Genomic DNA, 19,145 nt, shown 5'->3' on the forward strand with positions numbered 1-19,145 from the left:
ATGGGCGCACTAGACGGCAAACGCGTCCTGATCATGGGGGTCGCGAACGAGCGCTCGATCGCGTGGGGCTGCGCCAAGGCCATGGCCGATGCGGGGGCAGAGCTTGCCTTCACCTACCAGAGCGAGATGATGCTGAAGCGGGTCGAACCGCTGGCCCAGAGCGTCGGCAGCGACATCCTGATCCCGGCCGATGTGTCGGACGATGCCAGCATGGACGCCGCCTTCGTCGCCCTGCAGGAGAAGTGGGACCGGTTGGACTGCGTCGTTCACGCCATCGCGTTCTCGGACAAGAACGAGCTCACGGGCCGGATCATCGACACCAGCCGCGAGAACTTCCGCAACTCGCTGTCGATCTCGTGCTACAGCCTGATCGACGTGTCGAAGCGTGCCTCGCAGATGATGACCGAGGGCGGGACGATCCTGACGATGACCTACCAGGGCTCGAACAAGGTCACCCCGTTCTACAACGTCATGGGCGTGGCGAAGGCCGCGCTGGAATCGGCCGTGCGCTATCTCGCGAACGATCTCGGCCCCGACGGCATCCGCGTGAACGCGATTTCGCCCGGCCCGATGAAGACCCTCGCCGGAGCGGCCATCGGCGGCGCGCGCAAGACGTTCAAGTTCACCGAGCGGAACGCCCCCCTGCGCGCCAACGCGACGCTCGAGGCGATCGGCGCCACGGCGGTCTACCTCGCCTCGGACGGCGGTGCCTGCACCAGCGGCGAGATCCTCCACGTGGACGGAGGGTTCCATGTCCTCGGAATGCCCCAGGTCGACAACATCCAGGGCTGAGCGGGTCCTCGTCGTCCTGGGCGCCGCTGTCTGGGCCGAAGGCGCGCCCTCTCCTACCCTGCGGCGCCGTTGCGCGGCGGCCGCAGTGCTTTGGCATGAAGGCGGGTTCGACGCGGTGATCCCCTCGGGCGGCGTGGGCAAGCATCCCCCGGCCGAAGCGGACGTGATGACCGATCTGCTGATCGCCGCCGGGGTGCCTGAATCGGCCATCCGACCCGAACGGCACGCGACCCGCACGATCGAGACCGCGCAAAACGTCGCGCGGATGGTTCCGCCCTATGCGCGAATAACGGCGGTTTCGGACCGGTATCACCTGACGCGGATATGGGTTGCCTTCCAAACCGAGGGGCTGTCGGTGCAGCTCGCCTCGGCGCACCGGTCAATCCCCGCACCGCGTCGGTCCGTCACGGCGAAAGCCTGGGCGCGGGAAGTAGTCGGCAACGTAGCCTATCTGGTGGGCTGGGTCAGAAGTGCCCGAGGACGAGGCCGATGATGAACGCGCCGATCATGAACGCCATCAGCTTCGACAGGTAGGCAACCCCCGGCTCGGACGGGTTCAGTCGGGTCCAGATTTCACTGACGCGGTTCTTGAAGTCGGACATTGTCTCGTCCTTTGCTTTGGGAGAGTCCCGGGGCCGTTAGACGAAAAAGGTGCACCACCTCGCAGCAGTGCACCTGGGGATCACGCAGTCGGTGACTGGATCAGCTGGCCTGCTTGATCTCGACCAGTTCGACGTCGAAGGTCAGCTTCTGACCGGCGAGCGGGTGGTTCGCGTCAAGCGTGACTTCGCTGTCATTCGCTTCGGTCACCATGACCGGCAGCGTCTGGCCGTCGGGGGTCTGCATCTGCAGCTGCGTGCCGGGATCGACCGGGATGTGATCCGGGATCTGCTCGCGCGGGACAGCCTGGATGCGGGCCGGGTCACGGTCGCCATAGGCTTCGGCGGGCTCGACGACCACCTGCTTGGTGTCGCCCTCGGCCATGCCCTGCAGCGCGTTGTCGAGGCCCGGGATGATCTGGCCGCTGCCGAGCTGGAACTCGAGCGGGTCGCGACCTTGGGAGCTGTCGAATTGCGTCCCGTCAGCGAGGCTGCCGGAGTAGTGCATACGTACGGTATCGCCTGCCTTTGCCTGGCTCATGTCTAATCCTTCCGTGTGGGGAGTGAGAGTTTGTCGAGGCCGCCAGTCTCGGCGGGTACTCGGTGAGACCCCTTCGACATGGGGCAGCAGGCCCCGTGTCTCAACCGGTGTCCGCCAAATAATCCCGATTCTCGCGTGATTTTCTGCCTTTTCCACGGAAATCAGCCATCTTGTGCGGCGCACCGCCCCATGCGACGGTCGCGCGCAAGGAGTTCCCATGCCCGATTTCACCACCTCGGATGGCCTGCGCCTGCATTACGAAGATTGCGGCACGGGCCAGCCGATCCTGTGCCTGTCCGGCCTGACCCGGACCGGTCGCGATTTCGACTACCTTGCCCCGCACCTGTCGGACGCGCGGATGATCACGCTCGACTATCGCGGTCGGGGCATGTCCGACTGGGGTGCCCCCGACAGCTATAACATCCAGACGGAGGGGCGGGATGCGCTGGAACTTCTCGACCACCTCGGGCTGGACCGCGCCGCGATCATCGGCACCTCGCGCGGGGGGTTGATCGCGATGCTGCTGGCCGCCACCGCCAGGGACCGCGTCGCCGGCATCTGCCTGAACGACATCGGGCCCGATATCGCGCCCGCCGGCCTCGACGCGATCCGGGGCTATGTCGGCCGGAACCCCGCCGCCCGCACGTATGACGAGGCGCTCGCCGGCCGCGCGGCGCTGCTGCCGGGCTTTGCCAACATTCCCGAAAGCCGCTGGCGCGAAGAGGTGATGAAACACTACGAGGAAACGCCCGACGGCCTCGTCATCACCTACGATCCCGCGCTGGCCCGCACCCTCGAAGGTGACGGCGCCGCACCGGATCTCTGGCCGCTGTTCGACGCGACCCGGGGGCTTCCGCTGGCCTGCATCCGGGGCGCGAACTCGGACCTTCTGGCCCCCGGGACCGTCGCGGCGATGCTGGCGCGCCGGCCCGACATGATCGTCGCCGAGGTGCCCGACCGCGGCCACGTGCCATTCCTCGACGAACCCGAAGCGCTGCAAGCCATCGCGAAATGGAGAGAACTCCTGTGAACATCGACCGGATCGAAGCCGCGCAAGAGCGGATCCGCGGGCTGGCCCGCGTGACGCCCATCCTGACCTCTCCGTTCCTGGACGAGATCGCGGGGCGGCGGGTCTTCGTGAAGGCCGAACCGCTGCAGGTGACCGGCAGCTTCAAGTTCCGCGGCGCGCTATCGGCGCTGTCGGCCCTGCCCTCCGGGCTCGGCGTGCTCGCCTATTCCTCGGGGAATCACGCGCAGGGCGTGGCCATGGCCGCCCGGCTTCAGGGTCGCGAGGCGGTGATCGTGATGCCGGACGATGCTCCGGCCCTGAAGATCGAGAACACCCGTTCGCTGGGGGCTGAGGTCGTGCTGTATGACCGTGCGGCCGGGGAGAGCCGCGAAGAAATCGGCGCCGCGCTGTCGGCCGAGCGGGGCCTGCACCTCGTGAAGCCCTATGACGACCCCGACGTGATCGCGGGACAGGGGACGGTCGGGCTGGAGCTGGCCGATCAGCTGCCCGCCGATGTGCAGGGCGATGTGCTGGTCTGCTGCGGCGGCGGCGGGCTGTCTTCGGGCGTCGCGCTGGCGCTCGAGGCAAGGCGCCCGGATCTGCGGGTCCGCCCGGTCGAGCCTGCGGGCTTCGACGATACGACCCGGTCGCTGCGGTCGGGTCAGCGCGTGACGAACGACCGGCTCAGCGGGTCGATCTGCGACGCGATCCTGACACCCGCGCCCGGAGAGCTGACATTTCCGATCCTGCAACGCCTGGCGGGGCCGGGCCTCGTGGTCACCGACGACGAGGCATTGCACGCCATGGCCCATGCGGCGATCCGCCTCAAGCTCGCGACAGAACCGGGCGGTGCCGTGTCGCTGGCCGCCGCGCTGTTCCGGCAGGACCAGATCGAGGGCGACGCGGTGACTGTCGTCGTTTCCGGCGGGAACGCCGACCCGGAGACGCTCGCCCGCGCGCTGACCCTCTGATGGCCCCCTCGCGATCCGCGAAAGCGGCCGCGGCGCGCCGGTCGTTCTGCTGCATGGCGAGGGGCTCCACGGGTCGATCTGGAACGGGCTCACCCTGCCGGCCGCGTTCTGTCCGTGGACCTGCGCGGGCATGGCGGATCCGAGGTCACGGAGCCGCCCTACGCCATGGGTGCGCTCGTTCGCGATATCGAGGCGGCGCTGGACGATCACGGGGTGAAGGACGCGGTTTTCGTGGGCCACGCGCTCGGCGGGATGATTGCGCAGGCGCTGGCCGTGAAGCGGCTGGACCTCGCCCGTGGCCTCGTCCTGACCGGCAGCGCCGCAAAGAGGGGCACGGCAGCGCAATGGCACGCCGAGGCCGAGGTGGGCGGAACGCGGCATGGAGGCCGTCGCCACCGACCGCGCCCGCGCCTGGGTGCCTCGGCGGTGTGAACCCGAAGCACTGCGGGACAGGCTCCTGCGTTGCGACCCGCGCGGCTATCGCGGCGCCTGCACGGCCATCGCCGGGACTGACCTGATGGCAGCGACGGCAACCCTGCGCCTGCCTGCGCTGATCCTTGCCGGGACCGAGGATCGCGCCGTGCCCCCGGACCTCGCCCGCGAGACGGCTCAGCTCATCCCGGGCGCAGAGGTCGTGTTGCTGCGCGGCGCGGGGCACGTCGCGGTACTGGACGCACCCCAAGAGGTCGCGCCAAGGATCGGCAGGTTCCTCTCACGGATCGGCCATTGCATCTGACGGGGCCGCGGCGATACCACCGCACCGCCGAAGAATTCGCACTTACAGCGTTGACCTGCGAAAGCGGCCCCCCGATACCGCGCCGATCCACCGGAGATCCGATGCGCCACCGCCTGCCCCTTCTCTTCATCTTCATGACGCTCGCCATCGACGCGATGGGGATCGGCGTGGTGATCCCGGTGATGCCGGCGCTGATCCGCGAGATCGAGGGCGGCACAATCGCCTCGGCCGCGGTCTGGGGGGGCATCTTCTCGACGGTCTACGCGCTGATGCAGTTCCTGTGCGGCCCGCTTCTGGGCGCGCTGTCGGACCGCTACGGACGGCGGCCGCTGCTACTGATCACCCTGACGATCATGTCGCTCGACTATGTCATCGTGGCACTTGCCGGCAGCGTCTGGCTGCTGCTCGGCGCGCGGGTCATGGGCGGGATCGCGGCCTCGACCCGGTCGGTCGCCACGGCCTTCATCGCCGACATCTCGACCCCCGAGCAGAAGGCCGCGCGCTTCGGCCTCGTCGGGGCGGCCTTCGGGCTGGGATTCGTTGCCGGCCCGCTGCTGGGCGGCCTTCTGGCCGAGTTCGGAACGCGCGCGCCGTTCTGGGCCGCCGCAGCGCTGGCACTGGCGAACATGCTTCTGGGCCTGTTCATCCTGCCCGAGACCGTGACCGACGAGATCCGCCGCCCCTTCCATTGGAAACGTGCGAACCCGTGGAGCACGCTGCTCGACCTGGGGCGCACCGAAAGGGTCGGGCGGCTGACCTTCCTGTTCTTCCTCTACCAGACCGCCTTCTTCGTCTATCCCGCGATCTGGGCCTATTTCGCGGTCGAGCGGTTCGACTGGTCCCCCCGCACGATCGGCCTGTCGCTGGGCCTGTTCGGCATCTCCCTGGCCATCGTGCAGGGCTGGCTGATCCGCTACGTCCTGCGCTGGTTCGGCGACCGCGGCACCGTGTTGTGGGGCCTTCTGTTCAACGCCGTCGTGTTCCTGCTGCTCGGAGTGCTCGAGGACGGCACGATTGCGCTGATGCTGACCCCGCTGGCTGCCATCGGCGGCGTGGTCATCCCGGCCCTGCAGGCGATGATGAGCCGCGCGATCCCCGACAACGCACAAGGCGGTCTGCAGGGCCTTCTGACGAGCGCAGGCGCGCTCGCCATGATCGTCTCGCCCCTGGTGATGAGCCAGGTGTTCTGGCTCGCGACCGCAGAGAACGCCCCGATCTACCTGCCGGGGCTGCCTTTCCTGCTATCGATGGGCCTGATGGGCATCTGCGTCGTGGTGTTCCTGGGCCGCAAGCGGATGCGACCCTAGAGCCCCGCGCCGTTCACCGCCTTGACCGTTGCCTCGACGATCCGGTCGGCCTCGTCCGTCGTCAGGCTGAACGGGGGCGCGAAGCCCAGGATGTCGCCGCCCGGCATGGCACGGCCGATCACATGCGACTTGGCGAGTTCGGCCACCACCTTCGCGCCGATCTTGCGGGAGGGGTCGTAGAACGTCCGCCGCGCGCGGTCCTCGACAAACTCGACGGCGCAGAGCATCCCCTCGCCCCTTACCTCGCCCACATGCGGATGGTCTGCCAGTTCCTCCTTCATGCGACGGTTCAGATAGGTGCCGACCTCGCCCGCGTTCTGTACGAGGTTCAGCTCGTCCAGCAGCTTGAGATTCGCCACACCCGCCGCAGCCCCGATCGGGTGAGCCGAATAGGTCCAGCCGTGGCCCAGGGGGCCATTCTCGTCCGTGCCCTGCTCTAGCACTTTCCACACCTTGTCGCTGACGATCGATCCCGACAGCGGCGCATAGGCCGAGGTCAGCCCCTTCGCGATGGTGATGAAGTCGGGCTTCATCCCGTAATGCTCGGACCCGAACATCGTTCCGAGGCGCCCGAAGCCGGTGATGACCTCGTCGGCCACCAGCAGGATGTCGTGCTTGTCCAGGATCGGCTGGATCGCCTCCCAATAGCCGGTGGGGGCCGGAACGATGCCACCCGTGCCCAGCATCGGCTCGGCCCAGAAGGCGGCGATGGTGTCGGCGCCCTCGCGCTCGATCATCTCTTCCAGGTCGGAGGCGCATTGGGCGACGAACTCCGCCTCGTTCTGCTCGAAATTGTCGCGGCGATAGAAATACGGCGCGGTCGTGTGCAGGATCGGGGAAAGCGGCAGGTCGAACTTGTCGTGGAACAGCGGCAGGCCGGTCAGCGAGCCTGTCATCAGCCCCGACCCGTGATAGCCCCGCCAGCGCGAGATGATCTTCTTCTTCCGCGGCAGTCCACGGATGTTGTTGTAGTACCAGACCAGCTTGAGGTTCGTTTCGTTCGCGTCGGATCCCGAAAGCCCGAAATAGACCTTGTTCATGTGGTCGGGCGCACGGTCGGTCACCATCTTCGCCAGCGTGATCGAGGCCTCGGTCCCATGGCCGACATAGGCGTGATAATAGGCAAGCTCCTGCGCCTGCTTGGCAATGGCGTCCGCGATCTCCTGCCGACCGTAGCCTACGTTCACGCAATAGAGCCCGGCGAACCCGTCTAGCCAGCGCTGGCCGTCGCGATCCTCGATATACACGCCTTCGCCCGTGCGGATGATGCGCCCCTGCGCCTCGCCCCGTGCGTGCTGCCCCAGATGCGTGGACGGGTGCAGGAAGCTATCGCGATCCCATTGTCCCAACTGATCGTTCTGCCGCGCGTCGTCCATCGCACCCTCCTTTGGTTGCCTTGCCCCGCAATACGCCTGCGCGGGTGCGGTTCCAACCCCTCGACCCGGGGCCGCCTCGGCCTCCTCTTCCACGGCGGCACGGAGCAGGTCGAACGCGGCATGGCCGAGACCTGTTGCGACGGCATCATGGGGACCGGCGACGCCTCGGGCGACTGCCCTGCCATCGCCCCCTGCTGCCGTCCGGCTTCGACGCCCGTGCCGCACCTGACCTGGGACGGCCGCCCGTTCCAGAACGAGGAGTCCGCGATCTTAGTCTCGCCGGCTGCCACGCGCCCTTCTGCCGGACTGGGGGGTATCCTGCCCGACTGGGGCGCGCACACCGTCTCGATCCACGAGACGGACCAGACCTTCCTGCGCCCCCGACATGGTGGTCCACCGTCATGCCCGCACTCTGGATGAAGGATGGGGACATCGAAATCACCGTGCCGATCCTGAGGCAAGTGGAAGGGACGATTGGCTATATGAATATTCGCGTAATCGGTGTTCAATCGATGCGTCCGTCGGCGGCAAAGCAGCACTTATCCGATTTCGTTGCGTTTCCACGATCTCGAACCTCGGAGTGCTTGGGGCGCGGGTCCGCGTGCTGGACGTGCCAGAGGTCGGCGAGGCCAACATCTTCGCCGCGCGCGTCGTCTCGCGCTTGCTGGACCGCAGGCAAGAGTGAAGCACCCTGCCCCTGCGGGTTGCCGCCTCGACCAGCCCTACTCCACAATGAAGCTCGGGCGGATGGACGGCGGCACGGCCGGCACCGTGGTCGTTGGCTTCGCCTCGACCGAGTGGGAGTTGCAGCCGGTCACCGCCGCTGACGATGAGCGCGCAATCGCGGGAATGCGCGAATTCTGCAATTCAACTTCGCCTTCCGCCATGCGCAAAGCCCATGGAGGCGCGAATATCGAAACCTCGACGAACTGGCGGGTCTGAAGCCGGTGACAGGCAACGAGGCGCGGGCGGATGAGCATGTCTCTGTGAACCCGGTCGCCGCCTGTATCACCATGTTGGAGAATGCTGAACGCCCAACTGCTGTAAGGTAAAGCACCGCTCCAAACAAAAACGCCCCGGCCACATCGGCCGGGGCGCTTCAATTCGACCGAGCGAGGCGTTCAGCCGCGCTCTTCGACGATCTGCACGAGGTGCGGGACCTTGTTCACCATGCCGCGGATCGAGGGCGTATCCTCGAGTTCGCGCGTGCGGTGCATCTTGTTCAGGCCCAACCCGACGAGGATCTGGCGCTGGACGGCGGGGCGGCGGATCGGCGAGCCGATCTGCTTGACGACGATGGTCTTGGCCATGGTTTACGCCTCCTCGGCGACTTGGCTCGAGGCGTCAGGCTGCTGATCCCGCTTGGGCAGGATGTCGGCAACCTTCTTGCCACGGCGTTGTGCCACGGAACGCGGGGACGTCTGATTTCTCAGGCCATCCAGCGTGGCGCGGATCATGTTGTACGGGTTCTGCGAGCCGTTCGACTTCGCGACCACGTCCTGAACGCCCAGCATCTCGAACACGGCGCGCATCGGACCACCGGCGATGATGCCGGTACCTTGCGGCGCGGTCCGCATGACAACCTTGCCGGCGCCGTGACGGCCGAGGCCGTCGTGGTGCAGCGTGCGGCCATCGCGCAGGGGGACGCGGATCATGTTGCGCTTGGCGGACTCGGTGGCCTTGCGGATGGCCTCGGGGACCTCCTTGGCCTTGCCCTTGCCGAAGCCCACACGGCCCCGCTGGTCGCCAACGACGACGAGCGCGGCGAAGCCGAAGCGCTTACCACCCTTGACGGTCTTCGACACGCGGTTGATCGCAACAAGGCGATCGGCGAATTCCGGGGTCTCGTCGCGCTCGCGACGATTGTTCCGGCGATCTTCTCTGGCCATGCCAGCTCCTTCCGGTTCGGGCCGAGTGGCCCTTAGAATCCAATCCTGGTGCCCGAAGGCCCGGATCATCGAGGCCGGGGAGGTTCCCCGGCCTGCGCGGTCACAGCTTCAGACCACCTTCACGCGCCGCATCCGCGAGCGCTTTGATGGAGCCGTGGTAGAGGAAGCCACCGCGGTCGAAATAGGCCTCTTCGACCCCCTTCGCCTTGGCGCGTTCCGCGATTGCGGAGCCGACTTTGGCCGCCGCATCCACGTTGTTCTTGCCGATCACGCCAAGATCCTTCTCGAGGGTCGAGGCGTAAGCCAGCGTGATTCCCTGCACATCGTCGATGAGCTGGGCGTGGATGTTCTTGTTCGAACGGTGCACGGAAAGCCGGAGCTTCCCGTTGTTCACCTTGCGAAGCTTGTTCCGGACGCGCAGGCGGCGCTTCTGGAACAGCTGGAGTTTGCTGTTTGCCATATGTCCGGCTCCTTACTTCTTCTTGCCTTCCTTACGGAAGATGAACTCGCCCTTATAGCGGATGCCCTTGCCCTTGTAGGGCTCGGGACGCCGCCAGTCGCGAATGTTCGCGGCGACCTGGCCGACATGCTGCTCGTTGATGCCCTCGACGATGATGTCGGTGGGCTTGGGAACAGTGACGGTCACGCCCTCGGGAACCTCGAAATCCACGTCGTGGCTGAGGCCAAGGTTCAGTTTCAGGACGTTGCCCTGGATCTGCGCGCGGTAACCCACGCCCGTGATCTCGAGCTCTTTCTTGAAACCGATCGTCACGCCCTGCACGAGGTTCGCGATGTTGGTCCGGGCCATGCCCCATTGCTGGCGCGCCCGCTTGGAACTTCCGCGCGGCGTGACGGTGACGGCGTTGTCTTCAACCGCCAGCGTCACGTCGTCCGTGGCCTGGAACGAGCGGGAACCCTTGGGGCCCTTCACTTCGATCCGTTGACCGTCGATATTCGCCTCGACACCCGAGGGCAGCTCGACGGGACGTTTTCCGATACGAGACATTTCTCCCTCCTTAGAATACGGTGCAGAGCACTTCGCCGCCAACATTGGCGGTGCGAGCAGCCTGGTCCGACATCACGCCCCGGGGGGTCGAGACGATCGAAACGCCGAGGCCCTGACGGACCGACGGAATGTCCGACACGCCCATGTAGACGCGGCGGCCAGGCTTGGAAACGCGCTTGATTTCCTTGATGACCGGATCGCCCTCGTAATACTTGAGGGAGATCTCGATGATCGGGTGGCCCCGGTCGTCGGTCATGTCTTCGTAGCCGCGGATATAGCCCTCGGCCTGCAGCACATCGAGGACCCAGGCGCGAAGCTTGGAGGCCGGCGTGCGGACGGTGGACTTGCCGCGCATTTGCGCGTTGCGGATGCGGGTCAGCATATCGCCGAGAGGATCGTTCATCATTTGTAACCCTCCTTACCAGCTCGACTTGACCATGCCGGGGATCTGGCCTTGCGAGCCCAGGTCCCGGAGCGCGATCCGGCTCATTCTCAGCTTGCGGTAGTAGCCGTGGGGACGGCCGGTAAGCTGACAACGGTTATGCAGACGGGTAGCCGACGAGTTGCGCGGCAGTTTGGCCAGCTTCAGCTGGGCCTTGAACCGCTCTTCCATCGGCTTCTCTTCATCGCGAGCGACTTCCTTCAAAGCGGCACGCTTGGCGGCATACTTGTCCACCAGAGCCTGACGCTTCTTCTCGCGTTCGATCATTGCTTTCTTGGCCATGATATTCCTTCCCAGGCTCAGCTGCTGAACGGCATGTTGAAATGCTTCAACAGCGCCTTGGCTTCCGCGTCGGTCTTGGCGGTGGTGACGATGATGACGTCCATGCCCCAGACTTCGTCCACTTGGTCGAAGTTGATCTCGGGGAAGACGATGTGTTCCTTGATGCCCATGGCGAAGTTGCCGTAGCCGTCGAAGGACGGCTTCACGCCACGGAAGTCACGCACGCGCGGCAGCGCGATCGTGACGAAACGATCGAGGAAATCGTACATCCGGTCACCACGAAGGGTCACCTTCGCGCCGAGCGGCATGTCCTCACGCACCCGGAAGCCCGCGATGGACTTTTTGGCCTTGGTGATGACCGCCTTCTGACCTGCGATCTTCGTCAGGTCGTCGGCAGCCGACTTCGCCTTCTTGGAGTCCCGAACGGCCTCGGAGCCCGCGCCGATGTTCAGCACAATCTTCTCGAGACGCGGCACCTGCATGGCGTTCTTGTAGGAGAATTCCTCCTTCAGAGCCGCACGGATGTCGTCGCGGAACTTCGCCTTGAGACGCGGGGTGTAGTTTGCTTGGTCGAGCATCAGATCGCGTCTCCCGTGGTCTTGGCGAAGCGGACCTTCTTGCCGTCTTCCTCACGGAAGCCGATGCGGGTCGCCTTGCCGTTGGCGTCGATGAGGGCGAGGTTCGACAGGTCGATGGGCATCGCCTTGGGCGTGCGACCGCCCTGGCTCGTCTGGCTCTGACGCACGTGGCGGATGGCGACATTCACGCCCTCGACCACGGCCTTGCCCTTCGCGGGCAGAACCGTCTGGATCTCGCCCTGCTTGCCCTTGTCCTTGCCGGCAAGGACGATGACCTTGTCACCTTTGCGGAGTTTGGCAGCCATTACAGCACCTCCGGAGCAAGCGAGATGATCTTCATGTAGTTCTTGGCACGAAGCTCACGCACCACCGGCCCAAAGATACGGGTTCCGACGGGCTCGCCGTTGTTGTTGAGGATCACGGCGGCGTTGCGATCGAAACGGATCGCGGTGCCGTCTTCGCGGCGCACTTCCTTGGCGGTGCGCACGACGACGGCCTTGCGCACATCGCCTTTCTTGACGCGGCCGCGCGGAATGGCCTCTTTCACCGAGACGACGATGACGTCGCCCACGGAGGCATATTTCCGCTTCGACCCGCCGAGGACCTTGATGCACTGAACCTTCCGGGCTCCGGAATTGTCAGCGACATCCAGATTGGTCTGCATCTGGATCATGGATGTGTCTCCCGACCTTCAGGGACTCTCGCCCTGGGGTTTCGCTAATGGAACCGGGGCCGCGTGGGCCCCGGATGGACGACCGATCAGTGTTCGGCCGCTTCCTTCTCTTCATGGCGCTGCTCGTCGGACACCTGCTGTGCCTTGGCAGACTCGGCCTTCTCGGAGAGATAGGCCTGCATCATCTCGTCCGTCATGACTTCCCAACGCTTCGTCTTCGAGCGCGGTGCACATTCACGGATGCTTACCTTGTCACCGACGTTGAACTGATTGGTCTCGTCGTGGGCACGGTACTTCTTCGACTTGCGAATCGTCTTCTTGTAGATCGGGTGCGTCAGGCGACGCTCGACCGAGACGGTCACGGTCTGCTCGTTCTGGTTCGAGGTGACGACGCCGTTGAGGATACGCTTCGGCATGGTCTCAGGCCTCCGACTTGGCGGCGTCGCGCGCCTTTTCGTTCAGAATCGTCTGCACCCGGGCGACGTCACGGCGGACGATGCGCATGCGGGCGGTGTTCTCGAGCTGGTTCGTGGCCTGCTGGAAGCGCAGGTTGAACTGCTCTTTCTTGAGCTGTCCGAGCTGATCACGCAGCTCGTCCGGAGTCTTGCCCCGGAGGTCTTGGGCGTCGAGCGCCATCGCGGTCTCCTTCGTCAACATCACCGGTGGGCCCCTGTTCGATACCGCGTCGGGGTCACCCTGATTCCCGGTGGAGGTAGGTGAACGGTCCCTATAGGGGCATCCCGTTCGGGACGCAACCCGTCCAATATCGGCAGGCGGCTGGGCCGCCCCCGTTCACGCCGGGAGCTGAGATCATACCCACTTGTAGTTGAAGCTGACGCTGATCCGCTCCTCTTCGGCCAAGTTCATCGGCACTTCGTGGCGAAGCCAACTCTCCCACAGGAGCACCTCGCCCACCTCCGGCGCGACATAGCGGAACGTCTTCAACTCGTCCGCCGCATCCTTCCGGCGCGGCGGTGCCGCCATCATCATCGGAAAGCGCGGGTCCTCGAACTTGATGGCGCTCGTCCCCTTCGGCATCGCGACATAGGTCGTGCCCGAAATCACCGAATGGGGATGGAGATGGCCGGAATGGCTGCCACCTTCAGGCAGAATGTTGATCCAGAGATCCTCGAGCTCAAGTCGCCCTTCGCCCAAGTCGAAGCACAGTTCCTCGGAAAAGGCTGCCACGTGGGCGTCGAGCGACTTCACCAGATCAGCGAAAATCGGCATCCGCCACGCCAGATCAGTCAACGACGCGTAGGAGGTGTAGCCGGGATAGCCGTTCTCTTCGCACCATTCCTGCCCCGCCTCGTCATCCTCGGCGATGGAGTAGCACGTCGCTTCCAACTCGGGCTGGTCTATTGCAGGACCATGCTCCCCGAGCGGAGCGCGATAGAGGCGGGTCACGAAGAGGGATGACAAATCGGGCATGGCGGACCTTGGAAGAGGTGAGTTCTACTTGGCGTTCTGGTTACCCGCGACACGCAGAAAATGAAACTACGGACAGGTCGGCTCGGGACCATAATAGATGAACCCCGCTACACCATCGGACGTCAGGCGCGCCCGCATCCAGCAACGGCGCGAGATCTCCTGGACGTTCAGGTGGGGCATCATCGCGGCCGGGTCGGCGGCGGCCATCCGCTCGGTGCAGGCGCGGTAGACCGTCATGCGACCCCGCAAAAACACCACGTACCGCGCCATGCGTCCCTACTCATTAACGACCGAAGCCCCCGCCGATCACTCGACGGGGGCTTCGAAACTTGCACGACGACCGGATTACCAGTCTTCGCGGGCAACCACGCGGGTCTTGATCGGCAGCTTCATCGCCGCAAGGCGAAGGGCCTCGCGGGCGACTCCATCCGTCACGCCGTCAAGCTCGAACATCACGCGGCCGGGCTTGACCTTCGCGGTCCAGCGATCGACCGAACCCTTGCCTTTACCCATACGAACTTCGATGGGCTTGGCGGTCACGGGCACGTCCGGGAAGATCCGGATCCACACACGGCCTTGACGCTTCATGTGACGCGTCATGGCACGACGGGCGGCCTCGATCTGGCGTGCGGTGATACGCTCGGGCTCGACAGCCTTCAGACCGAACGACCCGAAGTTCAGGTCAGACCCGCCCTTCGCGTCGCCGTGGATCCGGCCCTTGTGCATCTTGCGGAATTTTGTGCGCTTCGGTTGAAGCATGGCTAGCCCTCCTTAGCGACGGCCGCCGGCGCCGCGAGGCGTCGGGCCGTCTTGCAGTTCCTGGGCGCGGCGGTCACGGGCCTGCGGATCATGCTCGAGGATCTCGCCTTTGAAGATCCAGACCTTGATCCCGATGATCCCGTAAGCCGTCTTCGCCTCGATGTTCGCGAAGTCGATATCGGCGCGGAGCGTGTGCAGCGGCACCCGACCTTCGCGATACCACTCCGTCCGCGCGATCTCGGCGCCGCCGAGGCGGCCGGCGAGGTTCACACGGATACCGAGCGCACCCATGCGCATGGCGTTCTGGACGGAGCGCTTCATCGCGCGGCGGAACGATACCCGGCGCTCGAGCTGCTGAGCGATCGACTCGCCGACCAGCGTGGCGTCGAGCTCGGGCTTGCGAACTTCGACCACGTTCAGGTGCAGTTCGCTATCGGTCATCTTCGACAGCTTCTTGCGCAGCGTCTCGATATCCGCGCCCTTCTTGCCGATGATGACGCCCGGACGAGCCGTGTGGATCGTGACGCGGCACTTGCGGTGCGGACGCTCTATGATCACGCGGCTGATGCCGGCAGCCTTGCACTCTTCCTTGATGAACTCGCGGATCGCGATGTCCTCCAGGAGGAGGTCGCCGTAATCCTTCGTGTCGGCATACCAGCGGCTGTCCCAGGTCCGGTTGACCTGGAGCCGCATGCCGATCGGGTTGACCTTGTTACCCATCAGGCTTGCTCCTCGACTTGGCGGACCTTGATCGTGATTTCCGAGAACGGCTTGACGATTTTGCCGAACCGGCCACGCGCCCGCGGACGACCGCGCTTCATCACCAGGTTCTTGCCCACGTAAGCCTCGGCGACGACGAGTTCATCGACGTCGAGATTGTGGTTGTTCTCGGCATTCGCGATGGCGGATTGCAGGCACTTCTTCACGTCGAGCGCGATGCGCTTCTTCGAGAATGTCAGGTCCTGCAGGGCCTTCTCGACTTTCTTGCCACGGATCAGGCCGGCCACGAGGTTCAGCTTCTGCGGAGAAGTGCGGAGCATCCGCGTCTTCGCCATCGCCTCGTTTTCGGCCACGCGGCGGGGATTCTTTTCCTGCGCCATTGGCTTACTTCCTCTTGGCTTTCTTGTCCGCGGCGTGACCGTAGTAGGTCCGCGTCGGAGAGTATTCGCCGAATTTCTGGCCGATCATGTCTTCGGTCACGTTCACCGGCACATGCTTCTTGCCGTTGTACACACCGAAGGTGAGGCCGACGAATTGCGGCAGGATGGTGGAGCGGCGCGACCAGATCTTGATGACCTCGTTGCGGCCCGACTCGCGGGTTTTTTCAGCCTTCTTGAGGACATAGCTGTCGACAAAAGGCCCTTTCCAGACGGAACGAGACATCGATTACCGGCCTTTCTTGCGAGCGTGACGCGAGCGCACGATGAGCTTCTGCGACGCCTTGTTCTTGTTGCGGGTGCGCGCGCCCTTGGTGGGCTTGCCCCACGGCGTCACGGGGTGACGGCCGCCCGAGGTCCGACCTTCACCACCACCATGGGGGTGGTCGATCGGGTTCATGACGACACCTCGAACCGAGGGACGCTTGCCCTGGTGGCGCGACCGGCCGGCCTTGCCGAAGTTCTGGTTCGAGTTGTCCGGGTTGGACACTGCGCCAACCGTGGCCATGCATTCCTGGCGAACCAGGCGAAGCTCGCCCGAGGACAGGCGGATCTGCGCGTAGCCACCATCACGACCGACGAACTGGGCATACGTGCCCGCAGCCCGCGCGATCTGACCGCCCTTGCCGGGCTTCAGTTCGATGTTGTGAACGATGGTACCGATCGGCATGCCCATGAACGGCATCGCGTTGCCGGGCTTCACGTCGACCTTGCGGCCGGCAATGATCTTGTCACCGACACCAAGGCGTTGCGGCGCCAGGATGTAGCGCTGCTCGCCATCGGTGTACTGGATCAGCGCGATGAAGGCGGTCCGGTTCGGGTCATATTCGATCCGAACGACGACAGCCTCGACGTCGTGCTTGTTGCGCTTGAAATCGACGACGCGGTAGAGGCGCTTTGCCCCACCACCGATGCGGCGCATCGTGATACGTCCGGTGTTGTTCCGGCCGCCATGCCTGTTCAAACCCTCGGTGAGGGCCTTTACAGGACGGCCTTTCCACAGCTCCGAACGGTCGATCAGTACCAGCCCGCGCTGGCCCGGCGTCGTCGGCTTGTACGACTTGAGTGCCATGCTTTCTGTCTTCCGTTTCTGTGGCGACCCTCGATTGTGGGGCCGCGAGTGATGAAGGGCCCCGAAGGTCCCCAAACGAAGCGGCCCCGAGTTACCCCAGGGCCGCCAAGATGCAGCCTGCTATTACAGGCCCGTAGTCACGTCAATGGTATTGCCCTCTTCGAGGGTCACATACGCTTTCTTGACCGTGTTGCGGCGCCCCATGATGCCACGGAACCGCTTGGCCTTGCCCTTGGTGATGGTCGTGTTCACGGCCTTCACCTTGACGTTGAACAGGTCTTCGACGGCAGCCTTGATCTCGGGCTTCGAGGCATCCTTGGACACTTCGAACACCACGGCGCCATGCTCGGACGCCATAGTCGCCTTCTCGGTGATCACGGGCTTCCGGATCACGTCGTAGTGCTTGATCTTGTCGCTCATTTCAGTCGAGCCTCCAGAGCTTCGATCCCCGCCTTGGTGATCACGAGCGTGTCACGCTTGAGGATGTCGTACACGTTGGCGCCCATCGACGGCAGCACGTCCAGACCTTCGAGGTTCTGGGCGGCCTTGGCGAAGTTCTCGTTCACCGACTGACCGTCGATGATGAGCGCGCGCTTCCAGCCCAGCTCCTTGACCTTCGACGCAAGCATCTTGGTCTTGGCTTCGGCAAGATCGGCCGACTCGATCACGATCAGGTTGCCCTCGCGCGCCTTCGCCGAAAGCGCGTGCTTCAGGCCCAGCTTGCGGAACTTCTTGGTCAGGTCGTGGCCGTGCGAACGCGGGGTCGGACCCTTGTAGACACCACCCTTGCGGAAGATCGGTGCGTTCCGGTCACCGTGACGAGCGCCGCCGGTGCCCTTCTGGCGATAGATCTTCTTGGTCGAGTAGCTGGTCTCGGACCGCGTCTTCACCTTGTGGGTGCCCTGCTGCGCGTTGTTGCGCTGCCAGCGGACCATGCGGTGCAGGATGTCGGCGCGCGGTTCGAGGCCGAAGATCTCGTCGTCGAGATCGACCGAACCGTTCGTCGCGCCGTCGAGCGTCAGGACATCGGTTTTCATTGGTCACCTTCCTTCTTCTCGGCGTCCGAGTTGTCGGCATCCGACTGCTCTTCCGCGAGGTCGGCCTGGGCCTCCTCGAGGGCGGCCTCTTCCTGGGCAGCCTGCTCGGCGGCCAGGCGTTCCTGCTCGGCGGCCTCCGCGGCGGCGGCTTCCTCGGCAGCGGCCTGCGCGGCGCGCTCCGCTTCCTCGGCGGCAGACCGCAGCGCGGCGGGATAGATCACGCCTTCGGGCGTCGGCTTCTTCACCGCGTCCTTGATCGTGACCCAGCCACCCTTCGAGCCGGGAACCGCGCCCTTGACCATGATCAGGCCACGGTCGGCATCGGTGCGGACGACCTGCAGGTTCTGCGTGGTCACGCGGGCGGCGCCCATGTGACCGGCCATCTTCTTGCCTTTGAACACCTTGCCGGGATCCTGGCACTGGCCGGTCGAACCGTGCGAGCGGTGCGAGACCGACACGCCGTGCGAGGCACGAAGACCACCGAAGTTGTGCCGCTTCATGGCCCCCTGGAAGCCCTTACCGATCGAAGTGCCGGAGACGTCGACGAACTGGCCCGCGAAGTAGTGGTTCGCGGTGATCTCTTCGCCCACGTCGATCATGTTCTCGGGTGCAACCCGGAACTCGGCGATCTTGCGCTTGGGCTCGACCTTGGCGATCGAGAAGTGGCCGCGCATGGCCTTGGAGACGTTCTTCGGCTTCGCGTTGCACGCGCCCAGCTGAACGGCCGTGTAGCCGTGGCTTTCGGCGGTGCGCTGCGCAACGACCTGAAGCTTGTCGAGTTGAAGGACGGTGACGGGCACTTGCCGGCCATCTTCCTGGAAGATCCGCGTCATGCCGACCTTCTTGGCGATAACACCAGAACGCAGCATGATCAGGCCCCCATTACCTTGATGTCGACGGCAACGCCGGCAGCCAGGTCGAGCTTCATCAGCGCGTCCACGGTCTGCGGAGTCGGGTCTACAATGTCGAGCATCCGCTTGTGCGTGCGGATCTCGAACTGATCGCGCGACTTCTTGTCCACGTGGGGACCACGCAGAACGGTGAATTTCTCGATCTTGTTCGGCATCGGGATCGGCCCGCGGACGGACGCGCCGGTGCGCTTGGCGGTCGAGACGATTTCCTGGGTCGAGCTGTCGAGCACCCGGTAATCGAACGCCTTCAGGCGGATACGAATATTCTGGCTTGCGGCCATTGTTCTCATTCCCTGGGCAGGGTGGCGGTCGAGAGGTGGACGGGGCTCATTCCCCGCCCACATCGGACCAATTGGAAAGGGTGCGCCCGACAGGCGCACCCCCGCGACACGCTAGCGCGTGGCTTACTCGAGGATCTTCGACACCACGCCGGCGCCGACCGTGCGGCCACCTTCGCGGATGGCGAAGCGGAGCTTCTCTTCCATCGCGATCGGCGCGATCAGCTCGACGCCGAACGAGACGTTGTCGCCGGGCATCACCATCTCGGTGCCCTCGGCCAGCTGGACCGTGCCCGTCA

General features: G+C 64.9%; 33 protein-coding genes and 1 pseudogene. 8 read left to right on the forward strand and 26 right to left on the reverse strand.

Annotated elements, in window-relative coordinates; genetic code table 11:
* A complete protein-coding gene (locus tag PAM7066_RS06120) occupies positions 1-792 on the forward strand; it encodes an enoyl-ACP reductase FabI (protein WP_085853242.1) in 792 nt (263 codons plus the stop codon).
* The gene (locus PAM7066_RS06125) at positions 752-1,285 is read left to right on the forward strand and encodes a YdcF family protein (protein WP_085853243.1); all 534 of its coding nucleotides are present in this window, start codon (positions 752-754) and stop codon (positions 1,283-1,285) included. Before PAM7066_RS06120 ends, PAM7066_RS06125 begins: the two co-directional genes overlap by 41 nt.
* Here the strand turns inward: PAM7066_RS06125 and PAM7066_RS18870 are convergent.
* Together PAM7066_RS18870 and PAM7066_RS06130 are read right to left on the reverse strand one after the other, a co-directional pair.
* Positions 1,257-1,394, reverse strand: a complete 138-nt coding sequence (locus tag PAM7066_RS18870) for a hypothetical protein (protein WP_175484563.1) — start codon at positions 1,392-1,394, stop codon at positions 1,257-1,259. The genes PAM7066_RS06125 and PAM7066_RS18870 overlap by 29 nt on opposite strands.
* A gap of 100 nt (positions 1,395-1,494) precedes the next feature.
* Positions 1,495-1,932, reverse strand: coding sequence for an FKBP-type peptidyl-prolyl cis-trans isomerase (locus PAM7066_RS06130; protein ID WP_085853244.1), 438 nt, complete (start codon positions 1,930-1,932; stop codon positions 1,495-1,497).
* Between the two features lie 217 nt (positions 1,933-2,149).
* On the opposite strand from PAM7066_RS06130, the gene PAM7066_RS06135 reads away from it, so the two are divergent.
* From PAM7066_RS06135 to PAM7066_RS06150, 4 genes and pseudogenes are all read left to right on the forward strand, one after another.
* Positions 2,150-2,962 carry an alpha/beta fold hydrolase gene (locus PAM7066_RS06135; RefSeq protein WP_085853245.1) on the forward strand — a complete coding sequence of 271 codons (813 nt, stop codon included), beginning with the start codon at positions 2,150-2,152 and terminating at the stop codon, positions 2,960-2,962.
* On the forward strand, positions 2,944-3,912 hold the full coding sequence (locus PAM7066_RS06140; RefSeq protein ID WP_085853246.1) for a threonine ammonia-lyase: 969 nt from the start codon (positions 2,944-2,946) through the stop codon (positions 3,910-3,912). The genes PAM7066_RS06135 and PAM7066_RS06140 overlap by 19 nt, the downstream gene beginning before the upstream one ends.
* Before the next feature lie 78 nt (positions 3,913-3,990).
* A pseudogene (locus PAM7066_RS19290) lies at positions 3,991-4,648 on the forward strand (alpha/beta fold hydrolase).
* A gap of 101 nt (positions 4,649-4,749) precedes the next feature.
* The gene (locus PAM7066_RS06150; protein ID WP_085853247.1) at positions 4,750-5,955 is read left to right on the forward strand and encodes a TCR/Tet family MFS transporter; all 1,206 of its coding nucleotides are present in this window, start codon (positions 4,750-4,752) and stop codon (positions 5,953-5,955) included.
* Here the strand turns inward: PAM7066_RS06150 and PAM7066_RS06155 are convergent.
* Positions 5,952-7,331 (reverse strand): aspartate aminotransferase family protein, encoded by a 1,380-nt coding sequence (locus PAM7066_RS06155; protein ID WP_085853248.1) that lies wholly within the window; start codon positions 7,329-7,331, stop codon positions 5,952-5,954. The two genes, PAM7066_RS06150 and PAM7066_RS06155, sit on opposite strands and share 4 nt — an antisense overlap.
* A gap of 120 nt (positions 7,332-7,451) precedes the next feature.
* Here PAM7066_RS06155 and PAM7066_RS18520 point away from each other — a divergent pair, with 120 nt between their 5' ends.
* Entirely contained in the window at positions 7,452-7,751 is a 300-nt protein-coding gene (locus PAM7066_RS18520; protein WP_139214940.1) for a hypothetical protein, read from the forward strand.
* 327 nt (positions 7,752-8,078) lie between these two features.
* Positions 8,079-8,273: a hypothetical protein gene (locus PAM7066_RS06160; protein WP_085853249.1), complete on the forward strand. Its 195-nt coding sequence runs from the start codon at positions 8,079-8,081 to the stop codon at positions 8,271-8,273.
* Positions 8,274-8,452: 179 nt separating this feature from the next.
* On the opposite strand, the gene rpmD is transcribed toward PAM7066_RS06160, so the two are convergent.
* From rpmD to PAM7066_RS06275, 23 genes are all read right to left on the reverse strand, one after another.
* On the reverse strand, positions 8,453-8,641 hold the full coding sequence (rpmD, locus tag PAM7066_RS06165) for a 50S ribosomal protein L30 (RefSeq protein WP_085853250.1): 189 nt from the start codon (positions 8,639-8,641) through the stop codon (positions 8,453-8,455).
* Between the two features lie 3 nt (positions 8,642-8,644).
* The gene (gene rpsE / locus PAM7066_RS06170; protein WP_085853251.1) at positions 8,645-9,220 is read right to left on the reverse strand and encodes a 30S ribosomal protein S5; all 576 of its coding nucleotides are present in this window, start codon (positions 9,218-9,220) and stop codon (positions 8,645-8,647) included.
* A 100-nt stretch (positions 9,221-9,320) separates the two neighbouring features.
* Positions 9,321-9,680 (reverse strand): 50S ribosomal protein L18, encoded by a 360-nt coding sequence (gene rplR / locus PAM7066_RS06175; protein WP_085853252.1) that lies wholly within the window; start codon positions 9,678-9,680, stop codon positions 9,321-9,323.
* A gap of 12 nt (positions 9,681-9,692) precedes the next feature.
* Complete coding sequence (gene rplF, locus PAM7066_RS06180) at positions 9,693-10,226, reverse strand: 50S ribosomal protein L6 (protein WP_085853253.1); 534 nt, start codon at positions 10,224-10,226, stop codon at positions 9,693-9,695.
* Positions 10,227-10,236: 10 nt separating this feature from the next.
* Positions 10,237-10,629, reverse strand: coding sequence for a 30S ribosomal protein S8 (gene rpsH, locus PAM7066_RS06185; protein ID WP_085853308.1), 393 nt, complete (start codon positions 10,627-10,629; stop codon positions 10,237-10,239).
* 15 nt (positions 10,630-10,644) lie between these two features.
* On the reverse strand, positions 10,645-10,950 hold the full coding sequence (gene rpsN / locus PAM7066_RS06190) for a 30S ribosomal protein S14 (protein ID WP_085853254.1): 306 nt from the start codon (positions 10,948-10,950) through the stop codon (positions 10,645-10,647).
* Between the two features lie 17 nt (positions 10,951-10,967).
* A complete protein-coding gene (gene rplE, locus PAM7066_RS06195; protein WP_085853255.1) occupies positions 10,968-11,528 on the reverse strand; it encodes a 50S ribosomal protein L5 in 561 nt (186 codons plus the stop codon).
* On the reverse strand, positions 11,528-11,833 hold the full coding sequence (gene rplX / locus PAM7066_RS06200; RefSeq protein ID WP_085853256.1) for a 50S ribosomal protein L24: 306 nt from the start codon (positions 11,831-11,833) through the stop codon (positions 11,528-11,530). Before rplX ends, rplE begins: the two co-directional genes overlap by 1 nt.
* Positions 11,833-12,201, reverse strand: coding sequence for a 50S ribosomal protein L14 (rplN, locus tag PAM7066_RS06205; RefSeq protein ID WP_085853257.1), 369 nt, complete (start codon positions 12,199-12,201; stop codon positions 11,833-11,835). The genes rplX and rplN overlap by 1 nt, the downstream gene beginning before the upstream one ends.
* An 86-nt stretch (positions 12,202-12,287) precedes the next feature.
* Positions 12,288-12,617 (reverse strand): 30S ribosomal protein S17, encoded by a 330-nt coding sequence (rpsQ, locus tag PAM7066_RS06210; protein ID WP_085853258.1) that lies wholly within the window; start codon positions 12,615-12,617, stop codon positions 12,288-12,290.
* Positions 12,618-12,621: 4 nt separating this feature from the next.
* A complete protein-coding gene (gene rpmC, locus PAM7066_RS06215; protein ID WP_085853259.1) occupies positions 12,622-12,837 on the reverse strand; it encodes a 50S ribosomal protein L29 in 216 nt (71 codons plus the stop codon).
* Between the two features lie 174 nt (positions 12,838-13,011).
* Positions 13,012-13,632, reverse strand: coding sequence for a TIGR02466 family protein (locus PAM7066_RS06220; RefSeq protein ID WP_085853260.1), 621 nt, complete (start codon positions 13,630-13,632; stop codon positions 13,012-13,014).
* A 66-nt stretch (positions 13,633-13,698) separates the two neighbouring features.
* Complete coding sequence (locus tag PAM7066_RS18875; RefSeq protein ID WP_085853261.1) at positions 13,699-13,902, reverse strand: hypothetical protein; 204 nt, start codon at positions 13,900-13,902, stop codon at positions 13,699-13,701.
* Between the two features lie 75 nt (positions 13,903-13,977).
* On the reverse strand, positions 13,978-14,391 hold the full coding sequence (gene rplP / locus PAM7066_RS06230; protein WP_085853262.1) for a 50S ribosomal protein L16: 414 nt from the start codon (positions 14,389-14,391) through the stop codon (positions 13,978-13,980).
* 12 nt (positions 14,392-14,403) lie between these two features.
* Positions 14,404-15,111 (reverse strand): 30S ribosomal protein S3, encoded by a 708-nt coding sequence (rpsC, locus tag PAM7066_RS06235; protein ID WP_085853263.1) that lies wholly within the window; start codon positions 15,109-15,111, stop codon positions 14,404-14,406.
* Positions 15,111-15,491, reverse strand: coding sequence for a 50S ribosomal protein L22 (gene rplV, locus PAM7066_RS06240; RefSeq protein ID WP_085853264.1), 381 nt, complete (start codon positions 15,489-15,491; stop codon positions 15,111-15,113). Before rplV ends, rpsC begins: the two co-directional genes overlap by 1 nt.
* 4 nt (positions 15,492-15,495) lie before the next feature.
* Positions 15,496-15,774, reverse strand: a complete 279-nt coding sequence (rpsS, locus tag PAM7066_RS06245; protein ID WP_085853265.1) for a 30S ribosomal protein S19 — start codon at positions 15,772-15,774, stop codon at positions 15,496-15,498.
* 3 nt (positions 15,775-15,777) lie between these two features.
* Positions 15,778-16,620: a 50S ribosomal protein L2 gene (gene rplB, locus PAM7066_RS06250; RefSeq protein ID WP_085853266.1), complete on the reverse strand. Its 843-nt coding sequence runs from the start codon at positions 16,618-16,620 to the stop codon at positions 15,778-15,780.
* Positions 16,621-16,743: 123 nt separating this feature from the next.
* Complete coding sequence (locus tag PAM7066_RS06255) at positions 16,744-17,040, reverse strand: 50S ribosomal protein L23 (RefSeq protein ID WP_085853267.1); 297 nt, start codon at positions 17,038-17,040, stop codon at positions 16,744-16,746.
* Entirely contained in the window at positions 17,037-17,657 is a 621-nt protein-coding gene (gene rplD / locus PAM7066_RS06260; protein ID WP_085853268.1) for a 50S ribosomal protein L4, read from the reverse strand. The genes PAM7066_RS06255 and rplD overlap by 4 nt, the downstream gene beginning before the upstream one ends.
* Positions 17,654-18,526, reverse strand: coding sequence for a 50S ribosomal protein L3 (rplC, locus tag PAM7066_RS06265; RefSeq protein WP_085853269.1), 873 nt, complete (start codon positions 18,524-18,526; stop codon positions 17,654-17,656). Before rplC ends, rplD begins: the two co-directional genes overlap by 4 nt.
* Positions 18,527-18,528: 2 nt before the next feature.
* The gene (rpsJ, locus tag PAM7066_RS06270; protein ID WP_085853270.1) at positions 18,529-18,849 is read right to left on the reverse strand and encodes a 30S ribosomal protein S10; all 321 of its coding nucleotides are present in this window, start codon (positions 18,847-18,849) and stop codon (positions 18,529-18,531) included.
* A gap of 123 nt (positions 18,850-18,972) precedes the next feature.
* On the reverse strand, positions 18,973-19,145 hold a 173-nt coding region (locus PAM7066_RS06275; protein ID WP_503121354.1), incomplete at its 5' end, for an EF-Tu C-terminal domain-related protein.

This window comes from Palleronia marisminoris, assembly GCF_900172315.1.
Classification (GTDB): Bacteria; Pseudomonadota; Alphaproteobacteria; order Rhodobacterales; family Rhodobacteraceae; genus Palleronia; species Palleronia marisminoris.